This window comes from Chromobacterium sphagni, assembly GCF_001855575.1.
In the GTDB taxonomy this organism is placed as follows: domain Bacteria; phylum Pseudomonadota; class Gammaproteobacteria; order Burkholderiales; family Chromobacteriaceae; genus Chromobacterium; species Chromobacterium sphagni.
This window is the reverse complement of the sequence record NZ_MKCS01000001.1, coordinates 2,905,982-2,921,660: the sequence shown is the minus strand read 5'-3', so window position 1 is coordinate 2,921,660 and position 15,679 is coordinate 2,905,982. Positions and strand designations below refer to the sequence as shown.

Sequence of the window (15,679 nt, the reverse complement as noted above, 5' to 3'; positions counted from 1 at the left end):
CATGCGCATCGCCGGTGACAGGTCTGGTCCTTATGCTCCGAGGCTATGATTAGGAATAGCCTCCAGCCACTCCGGCTACAAGCCGCCATGATCGGCAGCCGGGCACTCCGACATAAAAATAAGGGTAATTACGTAGCGTGCCAGGCCTGCAACCGGGCCTGCCGCCTGTCAATGCGCGCTGGCCGCCGGCCGCGTGATGAGCAGCAACAGAGGCAGCACCGCCAGCGACAGCCACATCATCATTTTGAAGTTGTCGATATAGGCCCCCAGCGCCGCCCCCATTGCGCGCACAGCCAGCCGGTCAGCAGGGTGGCGATGGCCGCGGCGACGATATAGGACGAACACCCAGCTGATCTGGTCCTGCGAGCTTTGCAAGCTGCCTTGCATGTGCGTCAAGGCCACATTGGCGATGGTGGTGTCCAGCGCCTGCATGATGGTGGCCAACATGATGGAAATGGTGACCATGCCGCGGTGCGGCGCATTGACTGCAGCAGCGCTCATTTGGACAGCAAACCCACCAGATTGCCATGCACCTTGCCCAGCAGCGCGCGCAACTGCACGTCCTCTTCCGGGCTCAAGCCTTGCTGCGCCTGTTTTTGCAGTTCGTCGCCCAGCGCCATCGCCGCTTTCAAGGCCTCCACGGCAGGCTCCAGCAACTCGATTTCATTGACGCGGCGGTCGGTGGTACTGGGCACGCGGCGCAACCAGCCGGCCGCCTGCATCCGGTCGCACAATGTCGCCACGCCCATAGGTGTGAGGTCCAGCAGATCGGCCAGCTCCGCCTGCGACAACGGCTTCTCCCCCTCATGCGCCGCCAGCACGCCCAGCAAGCGGCATTGCGCCAGCGACAATCCAAGCCGCTGCCGCGCCCGCTGATCGAAAACTCGGCCATAGAGCCGACCAGTGTCGCTGACCAGGAAGCCAAACCGCTCTGCAATCCGTATTTTCATAACATGAAATATCATATAGTAGCTTACTATTTACACGGTATCACATGGCAGGGCAAGGGGAAACCCGCGCAAACGCAAAGCGCTGCAAATACCTGCGCCCGGCAAAAACACGGCCCGCCCCGCCGGCCATGCTGTCTGCGCGGGCAAACGCCGCCGCCATCCACTTTCAGGCTATCTTTGGGCCCGCGCTTGCCGCCCGATTCAATGGAACCGGCTTATTCCGCCCGGAGGTCGCGGCAATAGGTATTTACACCGGGTTAAATTAACGGCGGCATGAGTTAAAAGGTAAGGGCAGCGACGGCCAAACCGCTGCGGCAAACCGATCATTGAAATATGCCGGCGATACCGCGACAACACCCCGCCTGCGGTTTGAGTCCAGTCGGCCAAGCGACTCACCAGCCCTTCGGCCCTCTAACATTTTAAGACGCTGCGCGAAACCGCAATGCCCCAGGCTTGCCGCGCGGCATTACCATCGGAACGCCATTCCGGCAGCCCGATAGCGTATCCGAAATGACGGACGCGCTCGGGCCGGCCATCTTTAACCCCCCCCCCGGCCGCACGCGCCTGACTGAACACCGCCTGCGCGCCAGCCGGCCCTGCCCGCCGCCCGTAAAGGAATAGCCATGCGCTCACGCAAGATCATGATCATCCGCCATGCGGAAAAACCCACCACCACGCCCGCCGTCGCCGGAGTGGATCCCGACGGCAATCAGAGCGACGAGGACCTGATTGTGCAGGGATGGCAGCGCGCCGGCGCGCTGGCCCGCTTTTTCGCCCCCCTGAATGGACAGCCGGCGCCCGGCCTTGCGGTGCCGAACGCCATTTACGCGTCGGCGGTCGCCAAGCACAGCCAAAGCCTGCGCCCGCAGCATACAGCGCTCCCGCTATCCCAACTGCTGCAGCTGAACATCAATCTGGAATATGCGAAGGAGGACGCGGCCAATATGGCCAAGGCGGTGGCCGACCGCATCGGGCCGACTCTCATCGCCTGGGAGCACGAGGATATTCCCGGCATAGTCAACGCCATAGTCGGCAACAGCGCCGCCTGCCCGCAACAATGGCATGACGATCGTTTCGACGTGGTCTGGGTGCTGGATCAGGACGAGGGGAGCAATGTCTGGCGTTTCAGCCAGGTGATGCAGATGCTGCTGGCGGGAGACCGCGCTCAGCCCATCGGGCAATAAGATGACGTTTTCCGCCAATTGCCGGCAAAAAACCGCACCCATGCCAAAGCGGGAAATACGCCGCGATGAATAACGTCCGGCGAAGAGGAAAGGCGCCAGGCAATGCCGAAAACAGAAAAGCCCCGGATAACCGGGGCTTTTCGGATCGTACTGGCGGAGAGGGGGGGATTCGAACCCCCGTTAGGGTATTACCCTAAACACGCTTTCCAGGCGTGCGACTTAAACCACTCATCCACCTCTCCGTGAGGTGTTCACTACAAAAACAAAACCCGCATATCGGCGGATTTTTTTGAATTCTGGCGGAGAGAGGGGGATTCGAACCCCCGTTAGGGTATTACCCTAAACACGCTTTCCAGGCGTGCGACTTAAACCACTCATCCACCTCTCCAGACCCTGCCGCTGTTACGCTTTGGCGTTTCGCCGACAGAGGCTGCGCAGTATATAAGTCCTACACATCCGGCGCAAGCGTTTTATAAGCGGAATGCGAAAAAAGCTCGTCCACATAATCCTCCACCCCCTGCCGTTCGCGTTCCAGCCAAGCGGCGATGGCGGCGCGGAAACGGGCGTCGGCAATATAGTGGGCGGAATACGTGACCACCGGCTCGAAACCGCGCGCCAGCTTGTGTTCACCCTGCGCTCCGCCCTCGAAGCACCGCAGACCCCGCCGGATCGCATATTCCAGCCCCTGGTAGTAGCACAGTTCGAAATGCAGGCAGGCCACCTCCTCCAGCGCGCCCCAGTAGCGACCGTACAACACGCCATTCTGGACAATGCACAGGCTGGCGGCAATGGGCTGCCCGCCGCGGCTGGCGACGAACATCACGCAATGGCCGGCCAGACGGCGCCCTATCAGCCGGAAGAATTCCAGGTTGAGATAGGGCGCGGAGCGGTGCTCCAGATAGGTCTGGCGATAGCAACGGTAGAACAGCTGCCAATCCGCGTCGCTGATCTCCTCGCCGGCCAACGCCTTCACCGCCACTTCCGCATCCGCCACCCGGCGCCGCTCTTGGCGGATCTTCTTGCGCTTGTCGCGGCTGAGCGTGGCCAGAAAAGCGTCGAAATCGGCGTAATTATGGTTGTTCCAGTGAAACTGCACGCCTTCACGCAACAGCCAGCCGGCATCCGCCAACTGGCGAGCCTCGTCCACCATCGGGAACAGCACATGCACCGACGACAAGCCGTTGTCGTCCGCCAGCTGTTGCAGCCCGGCGATCAGCGCAGCCTTGTCCTCCGCCGCGCCCAGCAGGCGGCTGCCGCTCACCGGCGAAAACGGCGAAGCCACCACCAGCTTGGGGTAGTAGTCGATGCCGGCTCGGGCATAGGCCTCGGCCCAGGACCAGTCGAACACGTATTCGCCGCGGTTGTGCTGCTTGAGATAGGCCGGCGCCACCGCCACCGCCCGGCCCTCGCGCTCCAGCGCCAAGGGCAGCGGCTGCCAGCCGGTGCCGCCGCCGACGCAGCCGGTCTCCTCCAGCGCGGCCAGCCAGGCGCGGTCCACGAACAGGCCGCCGCCCGCCGCCGCCGGCCAGCCGGGCTGCGGCACGGATGCCACGCCGTCATACAGTTGCAAGCGCAATGCTTTTCCTTTCAGGCAACGGTCCATCTTCAGGTAAAATTGCGGGATCAAGAAACATCGGTGCCCTCTCAAGATGCGTATCGCACTCGCCCAGTTCAACCCCATTGTCGGCGACATCGCCGGCAATGCCGAAAAAATCCTGTCCCTCGCCCACGCCGCCATCGTCCAGGGGGCCGATGTGCTGGTCACGCCCGAGCTTGCGCTCACCGGCTACAGCCCGGAAGACCTGCTGCTGCGCGACAGCTTCTACCGCGAAGTCGCCAAGGGGCTCGACACGCTGGAGCAGTTGGACGGCATCACGCTGGTGATCGGCCACCCGGTCAAGCTGGGCAACGAGCGCTTCAACGCCGCCACCGTGCTGCGCGACGGCCACCGCCTGGGCCAGTATCACAAGATGCTGTTGCCCAATAATGAAGTCTTCGACGAATGCCGCTACTTCACGCCCGGCGCCGCGCCGCTGGTGTTCGAGCAGAACGGCGTCAAGGTCGGCGTGCTGATCTGCGAGGACGTGTGGTCGCTAGAGCCGGCGGCGGAAACCGCCGACGCCGGCGCCGAAGTGGTGTTGGCGCTCAATGCCTCGCCCTTCCACCGCAACAAGATAGAAGCCCGCCACGAGGCGCTGCGCTATCGCGTAGAGGAAACCGGCCTGCCCTTCGCCTACGTCAACCTCGCCGGCGGCCAGGACGAGCTGGTGTTCGACGGCGCCTCGTTCGCCGTCGACAAATCGGGGCGGGTGGTCGCCCAGGCCGCGGCCTACGACGACGAGCTATTGCTGGTCGACTTCGCCGACGGCGACTTGCAGCAGGGCAAGCAGACCGCGCTGCCCGGACCGCTGGAAAGCGTCTACCGCACCCTGGTGGTCGGCGTGCGCGACTATATCGGCAAAAATGGCTTCCCCGGCACGCTGCTGGGCCTGTCCGGCGGCATAGACTCCGCGCTGACGCTGGCGGTGGCGGTGGACGCGCTGGGCGCAGACAAAGTGCACGCGGTGATGATGCCGTCGCGCTATACCGCCGACATCTCCGTAACCGACAGCCGCGACATGATCGCCCGCCTGGGCGTGAAGTACGACGAAATCGAAATCTGGCCGATGTACGAAAGCTTCATGGCGGGCCTCGCGCCGTCGTTCGCCGGGCTGGAAATGGACACCACCGAGGAAAACCTGCAGGCGCGCATCCGCGGCACGCTGCTGATGGCGCTGTCCAACAAGAGCGGCAAGCTGGTGCTCACCACCGGCAACAAGTCGGAGATGACCACCGGCTACTGCACGCTGTACGGCGACATGGCCGGCGGCTTCGCGGTGCTGAAGGACGTGGCCAAGACCCTGGTGTTCGAGCTGTGCCGCTGGCGCAATACCGTCAGCGACGTGATTCCGGAGCGCATCATCACCCGCCCGCCGTCGGCCGAGCTGCGCCCGGACCAGAAGGACCAGGACAGCCTGCCGCCGTACGAAGTGCTGGACGCCATCATGGCGCGCTATGTCGAAGGCAACCAGTCCGCCGCCGACATCATCGCCGCCGGCTTCGCCAAGGCCGACGTCGACCGGGTGGTGCGGCTGTTAAAGATCAACGAATACAAGCGCCGCCAGGCGCCGGTGGGCCCGCGCGTCACCCAGCGCGGCTTCGGCAAGGATTGGCGCTACCCGATCACCAACCGCTTCAGTTGACCCCCGGCGGGCGGCGGCATGCCGCCCATCTGCCCATCGCACAGAAAACAGGTCAAGGGCATAACCCTTCCTGCTTCAGATACAATGGCGGATTGCCCAGACGCCCCACATCGAGCGCGGGCCACCGGATTCACACAGGACGCAAAAAACCATGACTCGCTTGAAACTGACCGCCGCCGCGGCGTTCTCCGCCCTCGCGCTGCTGACCGGCTGCGCCACCCCGCTAGCCGGCAAACCGGCCGACGAGGCCGCCCGCAAGGTAATGGCGCTAAACTGGCAGAACGCCAGCTACAATTTCGACGGCCAGTTCGGCTTCAGCCAACTGCGCTTCGCCGACAGCGGGGGCAAACTGGGACAGCCCGAACTCGCCGACGCCATCGACCAGGTCGGCAGCTCCATCAAAATGAATGTCAGCGGCGCCATCGACGCGCCGGCCGGCAAGCTGGAACTGATTCCGGAACTGCGTTTCGAACGCCGCAACCTGCTGGCCAGCGTCAAGCTGCCGATGCAGTTCCGCGCCCAGGACATGTCGCTGCTGGTGGACCCGTCCGCCATCGACCTGGCCGTGCCCGCCCTGCGCAGGAACCCCGGAAAGTTCGTCCGCGCCAAGCTGCCGGCCGACATCGCCGCCAGGATCCCGCTTAAGGAAATGTACCAGGCGATGCCGCAGATTCTCGACCAGGCCTACGGCCAGTTGGACAAGAAAGCCTTCAGCTTCGAGCCGCTGGACGCCTACGCCGACGAAGTCGGCGCCAAATACAAGCTGCGCCTTACCCTCAGCAAGGAACAGGAGCAAAAGATGACACTGCTGATCCTGGACGGCCTGGCCAAAGCCGCCCGCCAGCAAGTCGCCCAGCCGAATGACAAGTTCGACGCGGAATCCATGCTCAAGCTGGTGCGCGACCTGGTCAAACTCAGCCCCGCCGGCGAACTCGACGGCCAAACCGTCAGCGACGTCTATGTCAGCCGCAGCGGCGAGATGGAGGCCATCCGTCAGACCATCCACATGGCCAGCGCCGAATTCAGCGCCGACGCTTACTTCAACTTGCGCTACAGCCACCACGGCAAGCCGCAGTTCGTCTACCAGCCAGCCGAAAACGACATCATCGACTTCAACAAGCTCGAATTGCCCGGCTGGCTGGCGGGCAAGGCCGACGCCGGTGAACAGCCCATCGCCGACGCCGCGGCCCCTGCGCCGCAACCACAGCAGCCTGCGCCCTCCGCCGCCAAGTCCGGGAAGAAGAAAACCAAGGCCAGCGCGCAATAGTCGCCAACACTTTGGCCCGGCCGCTCTCCCGCGAGGCAGAACTGGCCGGGCCGCCTGACTGTCATACCTGTTTTCACGGCGGCGCGGCCGCCCGCAAGGACCCTATCCGATGAAACCGCATTCCCTGACGCTGATCGCCGCCACCCTGGCCTGCCTGGCCGCGCCGGCGCACGCCTCCGCCGTCGCCCAGCTGAAGGCCTTTGTCGCCGGCAGCAAGACGCTGACCGCGGACTTCACCCAGCTGGTCACCAACAAGGGCAAGCGCGAAGAAGCCAGCGGTCGGCTGGAAATCGCCCGTCCCGGCAAATTCCGCTGGGAATACAACCAGCCTTACTCGCAGCTGATCGTCGGCGACGGCAAGACGCTGTGGATTTACGACCAGGACCTGGCCCAGGTGACGCGCAAGGCCCAGGGCGCGGCGCTGGGCTCCAGCCCGGCGGCGCTGCTCGCCGGCAGCAACGAGATCGAGCGCAGCTACAAGCTCAATGAAGCCGGCAAGCAGGGCGATGTGGAGTGGCTGACCGCCAGCCCGAAAAAGCAGGACAACACCTTCAGCAGCGTGCGCATGGGCTTCAAGGGCAATATGCTGGTGGAGATGCAGTTGACCGACAGCTTCGGCAATGACACCCGCATCAACTTCGCCAAACCGCAGCAGAACGTAGTACTGCCATCCGGCCGCTTCGCCTTCGTCCCGCCCAAGGGCGTGGACGTGGTTAGCGGCGACTGAGCCGCCCGCCCAATGAAAAGCCCGGCCATCCGCCGGGCTTTTTGCATCACCACTCCGGCTTTTGCGCCCAGGTGGCGATAAAGGTCGGCACATAGCTGTCGATGACGAAACGCGGCCGCGGCTGCCAGTCTTCATGGAAACCGCGGATCACGAAGCCGGCCTCGGTCTGGCCGCCTATCTGTTGCGTCGGGCTGTGGCCGAACACCAGCGCCTCACCCCCTTCCCGTTTTCGCTGCAGCGCCTCCGGCTCAAGATCCGCCAGATCGGAATACGGCACCGCGAAGCGCGGCCGGATCAGGCCCAGGGCGGCGTACTGCGGATCGCGGTCCGCCACAAACGCCACCGGGTTGTAAAAGCTGCTGAGCAGGCGGCCGCCCGGCCGCAATACGCGGAAGCACTCGCGCCATACCGGCCGCACGTACGGCACATACAGATTGGAAATCGGGTGGAACACGCAGTCGAAGCCGGCGTCGGCGAAGCGCGACAGGTCGCGCATATCGCCATGCTCGACTCGCAGGTTCAGGCCATCGCGCTCGGCCACCATCCGGTCGCGCGCCAGCTGCTCGGCGGACGCGTCCAGCACGGTCACGCGCGCGCCCGCCGCCGCCAGGATCGGCGCTTGTTGGCCGCCGCCGGAAGCCAGGCACAGGATATCCAGGCCCAGCACCTGGTCCAGCCAGCCCGCGGGCAGCGGACCGGGCGTCAGCCGGCGGGAAAACCGGCGGCGCGCCGAACGGATGGATGAAACAAACAGCAATACGCTTGCCCGCGCGCCGGATGGCGGCGGAAAATCGGGACGCCGGCGGCATCCGGGCATTACTGGTTCATTTCGACAGCGCTCTCCCGAAGGAAAACAGATAGGGAAGCGGCGATTATAAGCGCCGCCGCCGTTTCATTCAAACGGCATTCGAGGCCATGCCGGCAAACGCAGGGCCATCCATCAGACGCCGCGCCGCTCGTACACCGCCTGCGCCAGCGTGCCCAGATCCACGTACTCCAGCTCGCCGCCCACCGGCATGCCGCGCGCGATGCGGGTGACGGCCAGGCCACGCTCCTTGAACAGCTCGCTCAGCATGTGGGCGGTGACCTCGCCTTCGGCGGTGAAATTGGTGGCGATCACCACCTCGCTCACCTGGTCGTCCAGCGCGCGCGCCATCAGCTTGTCCAGGTTCAGGTCGCGCGGGCCGATGTTGTCCAGCGGCGAAATCCGCCCCATCAGCACGAAATACAGGCCCTCGAAACACTTGGCCTGCTCCAGCATCATCAGGTCGGCCGGCATCTCCACGATGCACAGCTGGTCCTGGCGGCGCGCTTCGTCCGCGCACAGATGGCACAGCTCGGTTTCGCTGAAGGTATTGCAGCGCTGGCAATGGGTAAGCTGGGTCAGCGCCCTGTCCAGCGCGCGCGCCAGCTTGTCTGCGCCCTTCTTGTCGCGCTGCAGCAAATGAAAGGCCATGCGCTGGGCGGTTTTGGGACCGACGCCGGGCAGGACTTTCAGCGCGGAGATCAAATGCTCCAGCGCGGGTGGATTCTTCATCGACACAAGCAGGCAACCTAATCAGACTAGCGGCCACAGGCCGCCGATAGGGAAAAGCACAAAGCTTCACGACACGACGCCCCGCGCGGGACGGGGCGTCTGGCCGACATCAAACCGGCCCGTCGCCGGGCCGGCTGGCGCAATCAGAACGGCAGCTTCATGCCGGCCGGCAGGTTCAGGCCATTGGTGAAGCCGGACATCCGCTCCTGGGTGGTGCTTTCCACCTTGCGCACGGCGTCGTTGAAGGCGGCGGCGATCAGGTCTTCCAGCATTTCCTTGTCGTCCAGCACGCTGTCGTCGATGGCCACGCGCTTGACGCCGTGGGCGCAGGTCATCACGACCTTCACCATGCCGGCGCCGGACTGGCCTTCCACTTCCACCAGCGCCAGCTCTTCCTGGGCCTTCTTCATATTATCCTGCATTTGCTGGGCCTGTTTCATCAGGCCGGCGATTCCAGCTTTACCGAACATTGCGGTTCACTCCTGTACGGGTTGAATGGTCTCGATGATCAGCGTGGCGCCCATTTCGCGCACCATCTGCTGCACCACCGGATCGTTTTTCATGCATTCTCGAGCGATGGCCAGTTGCTCCTGGCGCTGGCGGGCGTCGACCATGGCCGGGGTTTCCATCCCCAGTTCCTCCACCGTCACCGTCAACTCCACCGCGTGGCCGAAGCGTTCGCACAGCGCAGCCTTCAGCTTGTCCTGGTAGTCGCGCCCGCTCATGTGGCGGAAGCTTTCCGGCACCGCCAACTCCAGCCGCTGCTGGCTCCAGCCCTTCAATACCGCATTGTGCGCCAACATCCGCGCCGCGCCCAGCTTGCCGCCCAGATCCACCACCAGCGCCTGCCAGTCGCCGTCGAACTGGTAGTTGACCGGCTCGTCGTCCAGCGGCGGCGCCTGCGCGTAGTCCGGGATGGCTTCGCCGTCGTCGGCCTGCCACGGCATGTCGTCGATTTCGTCCTCGTCGCGCTCGTCGTCCTCTTCGGCATCGGCCTCGACCGCGGGCACCGCTTGCGGCACCGCCACAACGGCGGATTGCCGCGGCGCGACGGCTTCGGCCGCAGGCTCGGGAGCCGGGGTCGGAGCCAGCGCGGGCCTAAGCTGCGCCGCGGGCGGCTGCGGCCTGGGCGCGGGCTCGGGTTCCGGCTCGGCCGCCGGGGCATTCTCTTCGCTCGCCGCGCGCGGGGCCGATTTCGCCTGGGTTTGCGATGCCAGGCCGGCGGCCTGCAAGGCGCGCGCAGCCGGCGACATGCCGCGCTCGACCGGCGCCGCGGCGCTGGCCACGGCGCCGGGCCTGGCCTGTGGCGCGGCGGCTGGCCGAGGCGGCGCGGCGGCCTCAGCCGGCGCATTCACTGGATGGAAGGCCAGCATCCGCAGCAGCGTCATATTGAAGCCGGCGTGCTCGTCCGGCGCCAGCGCCAGGTCCTTGCGGCCGTGGATGGCGATCTGATAGTACAGCTGCACGTCCTGCGGCGCGATGGCGTCGGCCAGCGCGAACAGCGTATCCCGCTCTGGCTCGTCGGCGGCCAGCGCCGCCGGCACCGTCTGCGCCAGCGCCAGCTGCTGCAGCAGCACCGCCAGCTCGGTCAGCGCGGAATCGAAGCTGATGCCGCGCTCGGCCAGATTGTCGGCCTCGGCCATCAGCGCCGCGCCGTCGGCGACCGACAACGCCTGCAGCAGGGTAAACAGGTAGCGGCGGTCCACCGCGCCCAGCATCGCGCGCACGCCGTCTTCCTTCACCTCGCCCAGCCCATAGGCGATGGCCTGGTCCAGCAGCGACTGCGCGTCGCGCATCGAACCCGCCGCGGCGCGGCCCAGCAGCGCCAGCGCGGCCGGCTCGTAGGCGATCTGTTCCACTTCCAGCATGTGCGCCAGATGGCTGGACACCTGCTGCGGCGTCATATTGCGCAGCGAAAATTGCAGGCAGCGGCTCAATACCGTCACCGGCACCTTCTGCGGGTCGGTGGTGGCGAGGATGAACTTGACGTGCGCCGGCGGCTCTTCCAGCGTCTTCAGCATCGCATTGAAGGCGCTTTTCGACAGCATGTGCACTTCGTCGATGATGTAGACCTTGAAGCGGCCCATGGTCGGCGCGTACTGGGCGTTTTCCAGCACTTCACGGATATTGTCGATGCCGGTGTTGGACGCGGCGTCGATTTCCAGCAGGTCGACGAAACGGCCGCTGTCGATCTGGCGGCAGGCGGAACACTCGCCGCACGGGTCGGCGGTGGTGCCAGTTTCGCAGTTCAGGCTTTTCGCCAGGATGCGGGCGATGGTGGTCTTGCCTACGCCCCGGGTGCCGGTCAGCAGGTAGGCGTGATGCAGCCGCGCCTCCTTGAGGGCGTTGCTGAGGGCGCGCACCACGTGCTCCTGGCCGACCAGGTCGGCAAAGCGCTTGGGACGCCATTTTCTGGCAAGGACTTGATAGCTCATGGGGGCGGATTTTAATGGCAATTGCCGCGCAAGGCGACTGATTTTACCGGCGCGGCCGCCTGGGCCGCGCCGGGAGGAAACGGCCTTACTGCGCGGATGACGCCGGCTCGGACGACTTCTGCGCCAGCGCGGCGTAATAACGCTGGCGCACCTGGTCGGCGATTTCCTGCACCGCCTTGGCGTACAGCGCGCTGCGGTTGTAGCGGGTGATGGCGTAGAAGTTGTTCAGGCCCAGCCAGTACTCGGTGACGCCGGGCGCGGTTTCCAGCGAAAACAGCACCGCCGGCACGTCGTCAGCCAGCGGCGCCTGCGGCGCGATGCCCATCCTGCGCAAGTCGCCCACCGTGTAGTGCAGGTTGAATTTGTCGGCCAGCAGCTTGTCCACCTGCGGCCCCGGCACCACGCTGGCCGGCACCACCACGTCGTCGCCATGGCGCCAGCCGTGCAGCTGGAAGTAGTTGGCGACGCTGCCGATAGCGTCGTGCGGGTTGTTCCAGATGTCGCGGTGGCCGTTGCCGTCGAAATCCACCGCCCACTTGCGGTAGCTGGACGGCATGAACTGCGGCCAGCCCATCGCGCCGGCGTAAGAACCCTTCAGCGTCAGCGGGTCCTTGCCCTCCTCCTTGGCCAGCAGCAGGAACTGGGTCAGCTCCTTGCGGAAGAAATCGGCGCGGCGGGGGTAGTCGAAACCGATGGTGGACAGCGAGTCGGCCAGGCGGAAAGTGCCGGTATTGCGGCCGTAATGCGACTCCACGCCCAGGATGGCGACGATCACTTCCGGCGCCACCTGGTACTGCCGCTCGGCGCGCGCCAGCGTATCGGCGTTGGCCTGCCAGAACGCCGCGCCGTCGACGATCAACCTGTCGTTGACGGTGGAGGCGCGAAACTGGTACCACGGCCGCGAAGTGGACGGCTTGTCCAGGATCCGGATGATGTTGGGCTTGGGCTCGACATTGGCGAACACCGCCTCCAGCTCGGGCCGGTTGAACTGGCCGCCGGCGACTTGTTCGTCGATATAGCGCTGCACGTCGGGGCGGGCCAGGAAGGCGGCGTCGGCCCAGGCCGGCGCGGCGGCCAGCGCGGCGGCTATCACGGCGGCCGTGCCGGCCAGTTTCTGCATCGGATTCATATTGTGTTCGTCCGTTATTGATTATGTCTGTGGATGGCGAAGGCGCGGACTCAATCGCGGAACGACAAGGCGCTGCCCACCAGCCGCGCGGTAATGTCGACGATGGGTATCACCCTTTCGTAAGCCATGCGGGTGGGGCCGACCACGCCCAGGGTGCCGACCACCTGGCCGTTGACGCGATAGGGCGCGGTCACCACCGAGCATTCGTCCAGCGTCACCAGTCCAGACTCCTCGCCGATGAAAATGTTCACCCCCTGCGCCGCGCGGCTTTGCGACAACAGTTTCAACAGCTCAGTCTTGCGCTCGAACACGCCGAACAGCTCGCGCAGCCGCGACAGGTCGTCGGACAGGTCGTTCACCTGCAGCAGGCGCGAGCCGCCGCTGACCACCACGTCCTCGCCGCTATTGGCCAGCGTCTGCTGCCCCAGCCGCACCGCTGCCGCCATCAGTTCGGCAATGTCGCCCTGCAGCTCGCGCAGCTCGCCCTCCACCCGGCTGGTGACCGCGTCCAGCGCTTGGCCGCTGTAATGCTGGTTGATGAAGTTGCCCGCCTCCACCAGCTCCGACGGGGTGTAGTCGCGCTCGGTCAGCAGCAGGTGGTTCTGCACGTCGCCGTCCAGCGTCACCAGTATCATCAGGATGCGGCGCTCGGACAGGCGCAGGAATTCGATCTGGCGGAAAGCGACGTCGCTGCGCTGCGGCGTCATCACCACGCCGGCGAAGCTGGTCAGCTCCGACAGCAGCGACGACGCCGCCTGCACGATGCGCTGCGGACTGTCCGGCTGCAGGCTGGCTTCCAACTCGTGGCGCGCCAGCGCGTCCAGCGGCCGTATCGTCAGCAGACGGTCGACGAACAGCCGGTAGCCGCGCGCGGTGGGCACTCGCCCGGCCGAGGTGTGCGGCGAAGCGATCAGCCCCATGTTTTCCAGCTCGGCCAGCACATTGCGGATGGACGCGGAGGACAGCTCCACCCCCGGCAGCAGCGACAGGGCTTTGGATGCTACCGGCTGACCGTCGGCGATATAGCGTTCGATCAGGACCTTGAGCAAGCGTTGGGCGCGTTCGTTCATCATGTTCCCCATTGTACACATCCTGAACCGCGCCAAAAGGGCCAGCAGCAAGACTTTGCGCCGGGTAGGCGCTTTTGTTCCCCGGCAAGCTGCTGTTAGGGCTCTGGTTTTCTGCGATAATCGCCCCATTATTGGTCCGACCTACCCCATTTGGAGACAGCATGGCTTCCGAAGACAAGAGCAAGGCGCTCGCCGCCGCCCTCGCCCAGATTGAAAAGCAGTTCGGCAAGGGTTCGATCATGCGCATGAGCGACAACCAGATCACCGAAAACCTGCAAGTGATCTCCACCGGCTCGCTGACGCTGGACCTGGCGCTGGGCGTCGGCGGCCTGCCGCGCGGCCGCGTGGTCGAAATCTACGGCCCGGAATCGTCCGGCAAAACCACCCTGTGTCTGCAGGTGGTGGCCGAGGCGCAGAAGCTGGGCGGCACCTGCGCCTACATCGACGCGGAAAACGCGCTGGACCCGCAATACGCGCAGAAGCTGGGCGTCAACGTGGAAGACTTGCTGATCTCGCAGCCGGACACCGGCGAGCAGGCGCTGGAAATCTGCGACATGCTGGTGCGCTCCAGCGGTGTCGACATCATCGTGGTGGACTCCGTCGCCGCGCTGGTGCCCAAGGCGGAAATCGAAGGCGAGATGGGCGACAGCCACGTCGGCCTGCAGGCCCGCCTGATGAGCCAGGCGCTGCGCAAGCTGACCGGCAACATCAAGCGCACCAACACCCTGGTGATCTTCATCAACCAGATCCGCATGAAGATCGGCGTGATGTTCGGCAACCCGGAAACCACCACCGGCGGCAACGCGCTGAAGTTCTACGCCTCGGTGCGCCTGGACATCCGCCGCACCGGCGGCATCAAGAAGGGCGAGGAAGTGGTCGGCAACGATACCCGCGTCAAAGTGGTGAAGAACAAGGTTTCGCCGCCGTTCCGCCAGGCCGATTTCGAAATCCTCTACGGCGAGGGCATCTCGCGCGCCGGCGAAATCATCGAGCTGGGCGTCAAGCACGGCTTCATCGACAAGTCCGGCGCCTGGTACGCGTACAACGGCCAGAAGATCGGCCAGGGCAAGGACAACACCCGCGAATGGCTGAAAGCCAATCCGGCCATCGCCGAGGAGATCGAACGCAAGATCCGCGACGCGGTCGGCATCAAGATCGAAATCAGCGAAGGCAAGGACGACGAGGAAGAACTGGCCGACGACGCCTTCGACGCCTGATGGCGGCAAGCGAAAAAAGCCTGAAGGCGCGGGCCGTCGAACTGCTGGCCCGCCGGGAGTACTCCCGGCGGGAACTGGTTCGGCGGCTCGCGCCTTTTGCCGACAGCGAGGATGAGCTCAACGCGGTGCTGGACGAACTGGCCGGCAGCGACTGGCAGTCCGATCAGCGCTTCGCCCAGCAGTTCGCCAGCAGCCGCGGCGGCAAGTTCGGCAGTCGCCGGCTGCAGCAGGAAATGCGCCAGCGCGGCGTAGCCGACGACACCATACGCGAGGCATTGTCCGGCCAGGACGACCTGGCCAGCGCCCGCGCGCAGTGGCAGAAGAAGTTCGGCCGCCTGCCGGCCGACGCGGCGGAAAAGGCCAAGCAGTACCGTTTCCTGGCCCAGCGCGGCTTTCCCGGCGAGGTGATCCGCCAGGTATTGGCCGGCGGCGGAGATGACGACTTTCACGAGGACTGAGCCATGAGCGCGCGCGGCATCGCCACCAAAATCGACATCGCCGCAGGCCCGGAGCTGGTCTGGCAGGTGCTGAGCGACTGGCCGCGCTATCCGGAGTGGAACCCGTTCATCGTCGGCCTGCATGGACGCCACCTCTTGGGCGCCCGGCTGGTGGCCACCCTCCATCCTCCCGGCGGCAGGCGGACGACCTTCCGCCCGATCGTCACCGAACTTTGCCCGCCGCAGGCGCTGGCCTGGCGCGGCTCACTGCTCCTGCCCGGCCTGCTCGACGGCGCCCACCACTTCCGGCTGGAGGCGCTGAACGGCGGCGGCGCCCGGCTGCATCACCGCGGCGCCCTCAGCGGCCTGCTGCTGCCGCTGTTCGGCGCAAAAGGCCTGGAAAGCGCCCGCCAGGGGTTCCTGCTGATGAACCGGGCATTGAAACAGCGCTGCGAAACCCTTGCCAGCGCCGCCACGGCTTGAC

General features: G+C 65.3%; 16 protein-coding genes and 2 tRNA genes. 7 read left to right on the top strand and 11 right to left on the bottom strand.

Features of this window, described 5'->3' with window-relative positions; all coding sequences use genetic code 11:
• Positions 1–168: 168 nt before the first annotated feature.
• Entirely contained in the window at positions 169–501 is a 333-nt protein-coding gene (locus tag BI347_RS13660) for a hypothetical protein (protein ID WP_071116090.1), read from the bottom strand.
• Positions 498–950 (bottom strand): MarR family winged helix-turn-helix transcriptional regulator, encoded by a 453-nt coding sequence (locus BI347_RS13655; protein WP_071113228.1) that lies wholly within the window; start codon positions 948–950, stop codon positions 498–500. Before BI347_RS13655 ends, BI347_RS13660 begins: the two co-directional genes overlap by 4 nt.
• A gap of 623 nt (positions 951–1,573) precedes the next feature.
• Between BI347_RS13655 and BI347_RS13650 the strand changes: the two genes are divergently transcribed.
• Positions 1,574–2,134, top strand: a complete 561-nt coding sequence (locus tag BI347_RS13650) for a histidine phosphatase family protein (RefSeq protein WP_071113229.1) — start codon at positions 1,574–1,576, stop codon at positions 2,132–2,134.
• A 151-nt stretch (positions 2,135–2,285) separates the two neighbouring features.
• Here the strand turns inward: BI347_RS13650 and BI347_RS13645 are convergent.
• From BI347_RS13645 to BI347_RS13635, 3 genes are all read right to left on the bottom strand, one after another.
• A tRNA-Ser gene (locus BI347_RS13645) sits at positions 2,286–2,376 on the bottom strand.
• A 55-nt stretch (positions 2,377–2,431) separates the two neighbouring features.
• Positions 2,432–2,522, bottom strand: a tRNA-Ser gene (locus tag BI347_RS13640).
• Positions 2,523–2,582: 60 nt separating this feature from the next.
• Positions 2,583–3,710: a GNAT family N-acetyltransferase gene (locus BI347_RS13635; protein ID WP_239690885.1), complete on the bottom strand. Its 1,128-nt coding sequence runs from the start codon at positions 3,708–3,710 to the stop codon at positions 2,583–2,585.
• A gap of 73 nt (positions 3,711–3,783) precedes the next feature.
• On the opposite strand from BI347_RS13635, the gene BI347_RS13630 reads away from it, so the two are divergent.
• From BI347_RS13630 to lolA, 3 genes are all read left to right on the top strand, one after another.
• Entirely contained in the window at positions 3,784–5,376 is a 1,593-nt protein-coding gene (locus BI347_RS13630; RefSeq protein WP_071113230.1) for an NAD+ synthase, read from the top strand.
• Positions 5,377–5,527: 151 nt separating this feature from the next.
• Positions 5,528–6,643 (top strand): hypothetical protein, encoded by a 1,116-nt coding sequence (locus BI347_RS13625; RefSeq protein WP_071113231.1) that lies wholly within the window; start codon positions 5,528–5,530, stop codon positions 6,641–6,643.
• Positions 6,644–6,752: 109 nt separating this feature from the next.
• On the top strand, positions 6,753–7,370 hold the full coding sequence (lolA, locus tag BI347_RS13620; protein ID WP_071113232.1) for an outer membrane lipoprotein periplasmic chaperone LolA: 618 nt from the start codon (positions 6,753–6,755) through the stop codon (positions 7,368–7,370).
• Positions 7,371–7,416: 46 nt separating this feature from the next.
• On the opposite strand, the gene BI347_RS13615 is transcribed toward lolA, so the two are convergent.
• The 6 genes from BI347_RS13615 to hrcA all read right to left on the bottom strand — a co-directional run bounded on the left by BI347_RS13615 (position 7,417) and on the right by hrcA (position 13,541).
• Positions 7,417–8,127, bottom strand: a complete 711-nt coding sequence (locus BI347_RS13615) for a class I SAM-dependent methyltransferase (protein ID WP_239690884.1) — start codon at positions 8,125–8,127, stop codon at positions 7,417–7,419.
• A gap of 183 nt (positions 8,128–8,310) precedes the next feature.
• Entirely contained in the window at positions 8,311–8,907 is a 597-nt protein-coding gene (gene recR, locus BI347_RS13610; RefSeq protein WP_071113234.1) for a recombination mediator RecR, read from the bottom strand.
• Between the two features lie 143 nt (positions 8,908–9,050).
• On the bottom strand, positions 9,051–9,377 hold the full coding sequence (locus BI347_RS13605) for a YbaB/EbfC family nucleoid-associated protein (RefSeq protein WP_071113235.1): 327 nt from the start codon (positions 9,375–9,377) through the stop codon (positions 9,051–9,053).
• A gap of 6 nt (positions 9,378–9,383) precedes the next feature.
• On the bottom strand, positions 9,384–11,342 hold the full coding sequence (dnaX, locus tag BI347_RS13600) for a DNA polymerase III subunit gamma/tau (protein WP_071116089.1): 1,959 nt from the start codon (positions 11,340–11,342) through the stop codon (positions 9,384–9,386).
• An 85-nt stretch (positions 11,343–11,427) separates the two neighbouring features.
• Entirely contained in the window at positions 11,428–12,471 is a 1,044-nt protein-coding gene (gene mltB / locus BI347_RS13595; RefSeq protein WP_083338868.1) for a lytic murein transglycosylase B, read from the bottom strand.
• A 50-nt stretch (positions 12,472–12,521) separates the two neighbouring features.
• Positions 12,522–13,541: a heat-inducible transcriptional repressor HrcA gene (gene hrcA, locus BI347_RS13590; RefSeq protein ID WP_239690883.1), complete on the bottom strand. Its 1,020-nt coding sequence runs from the start codon at positions 13,539–13,541 to the stop codon at positions 12,522–12,524.
• A gap of 161 nt (positions 13,542–13,702) precedes the next feature.
• Here hrcA and recA point away from each other — a divergent pair, with 161 nt between their 5' ends.
• The 3 genes from recA to BI347_RS13575 are packed head-to-tail and all read left to right on the top strand — an operon-like array spanning position 13,703 to position 15,678.
• A complete protein-coding gene (gene recA / locus BI347_RS13585) occupies positions 13,703–14,758 on the top strand; it encodes a recombinase RecA (RefSeq protein ID WP_071113238.1) in 1,056 nt (351 codons plus the stop codon).
• Complete coding sequence (gene recX / locus BI347_RS13580) at positions 14,758–15,216, top strand: recombination regulator RecX (RefSeq protein ID WP_071113239.1); 459 nt, start codon at positions 14,758–14,760, stop codon at positions 15,214–15,216. Before recA ends, recX begins: the two co-directional genes overlap by 1 nt.
• Before the next feature lie 3 nt (positions 15,217–15,219).
• Positions 15,220–15,678 (top strand): SRPBCC domain-containing protein, encoded by a 459-nt coding sequence (locus BI347_RS13575; RefSeq protein WP_071116087.1) that lies wholly within the window; start codon positions 15,220–15,222, stop codon positions 15,676–15,678.
• The last annotated feature ends 1 nt before the right edge of the window (position 15,679 follow it).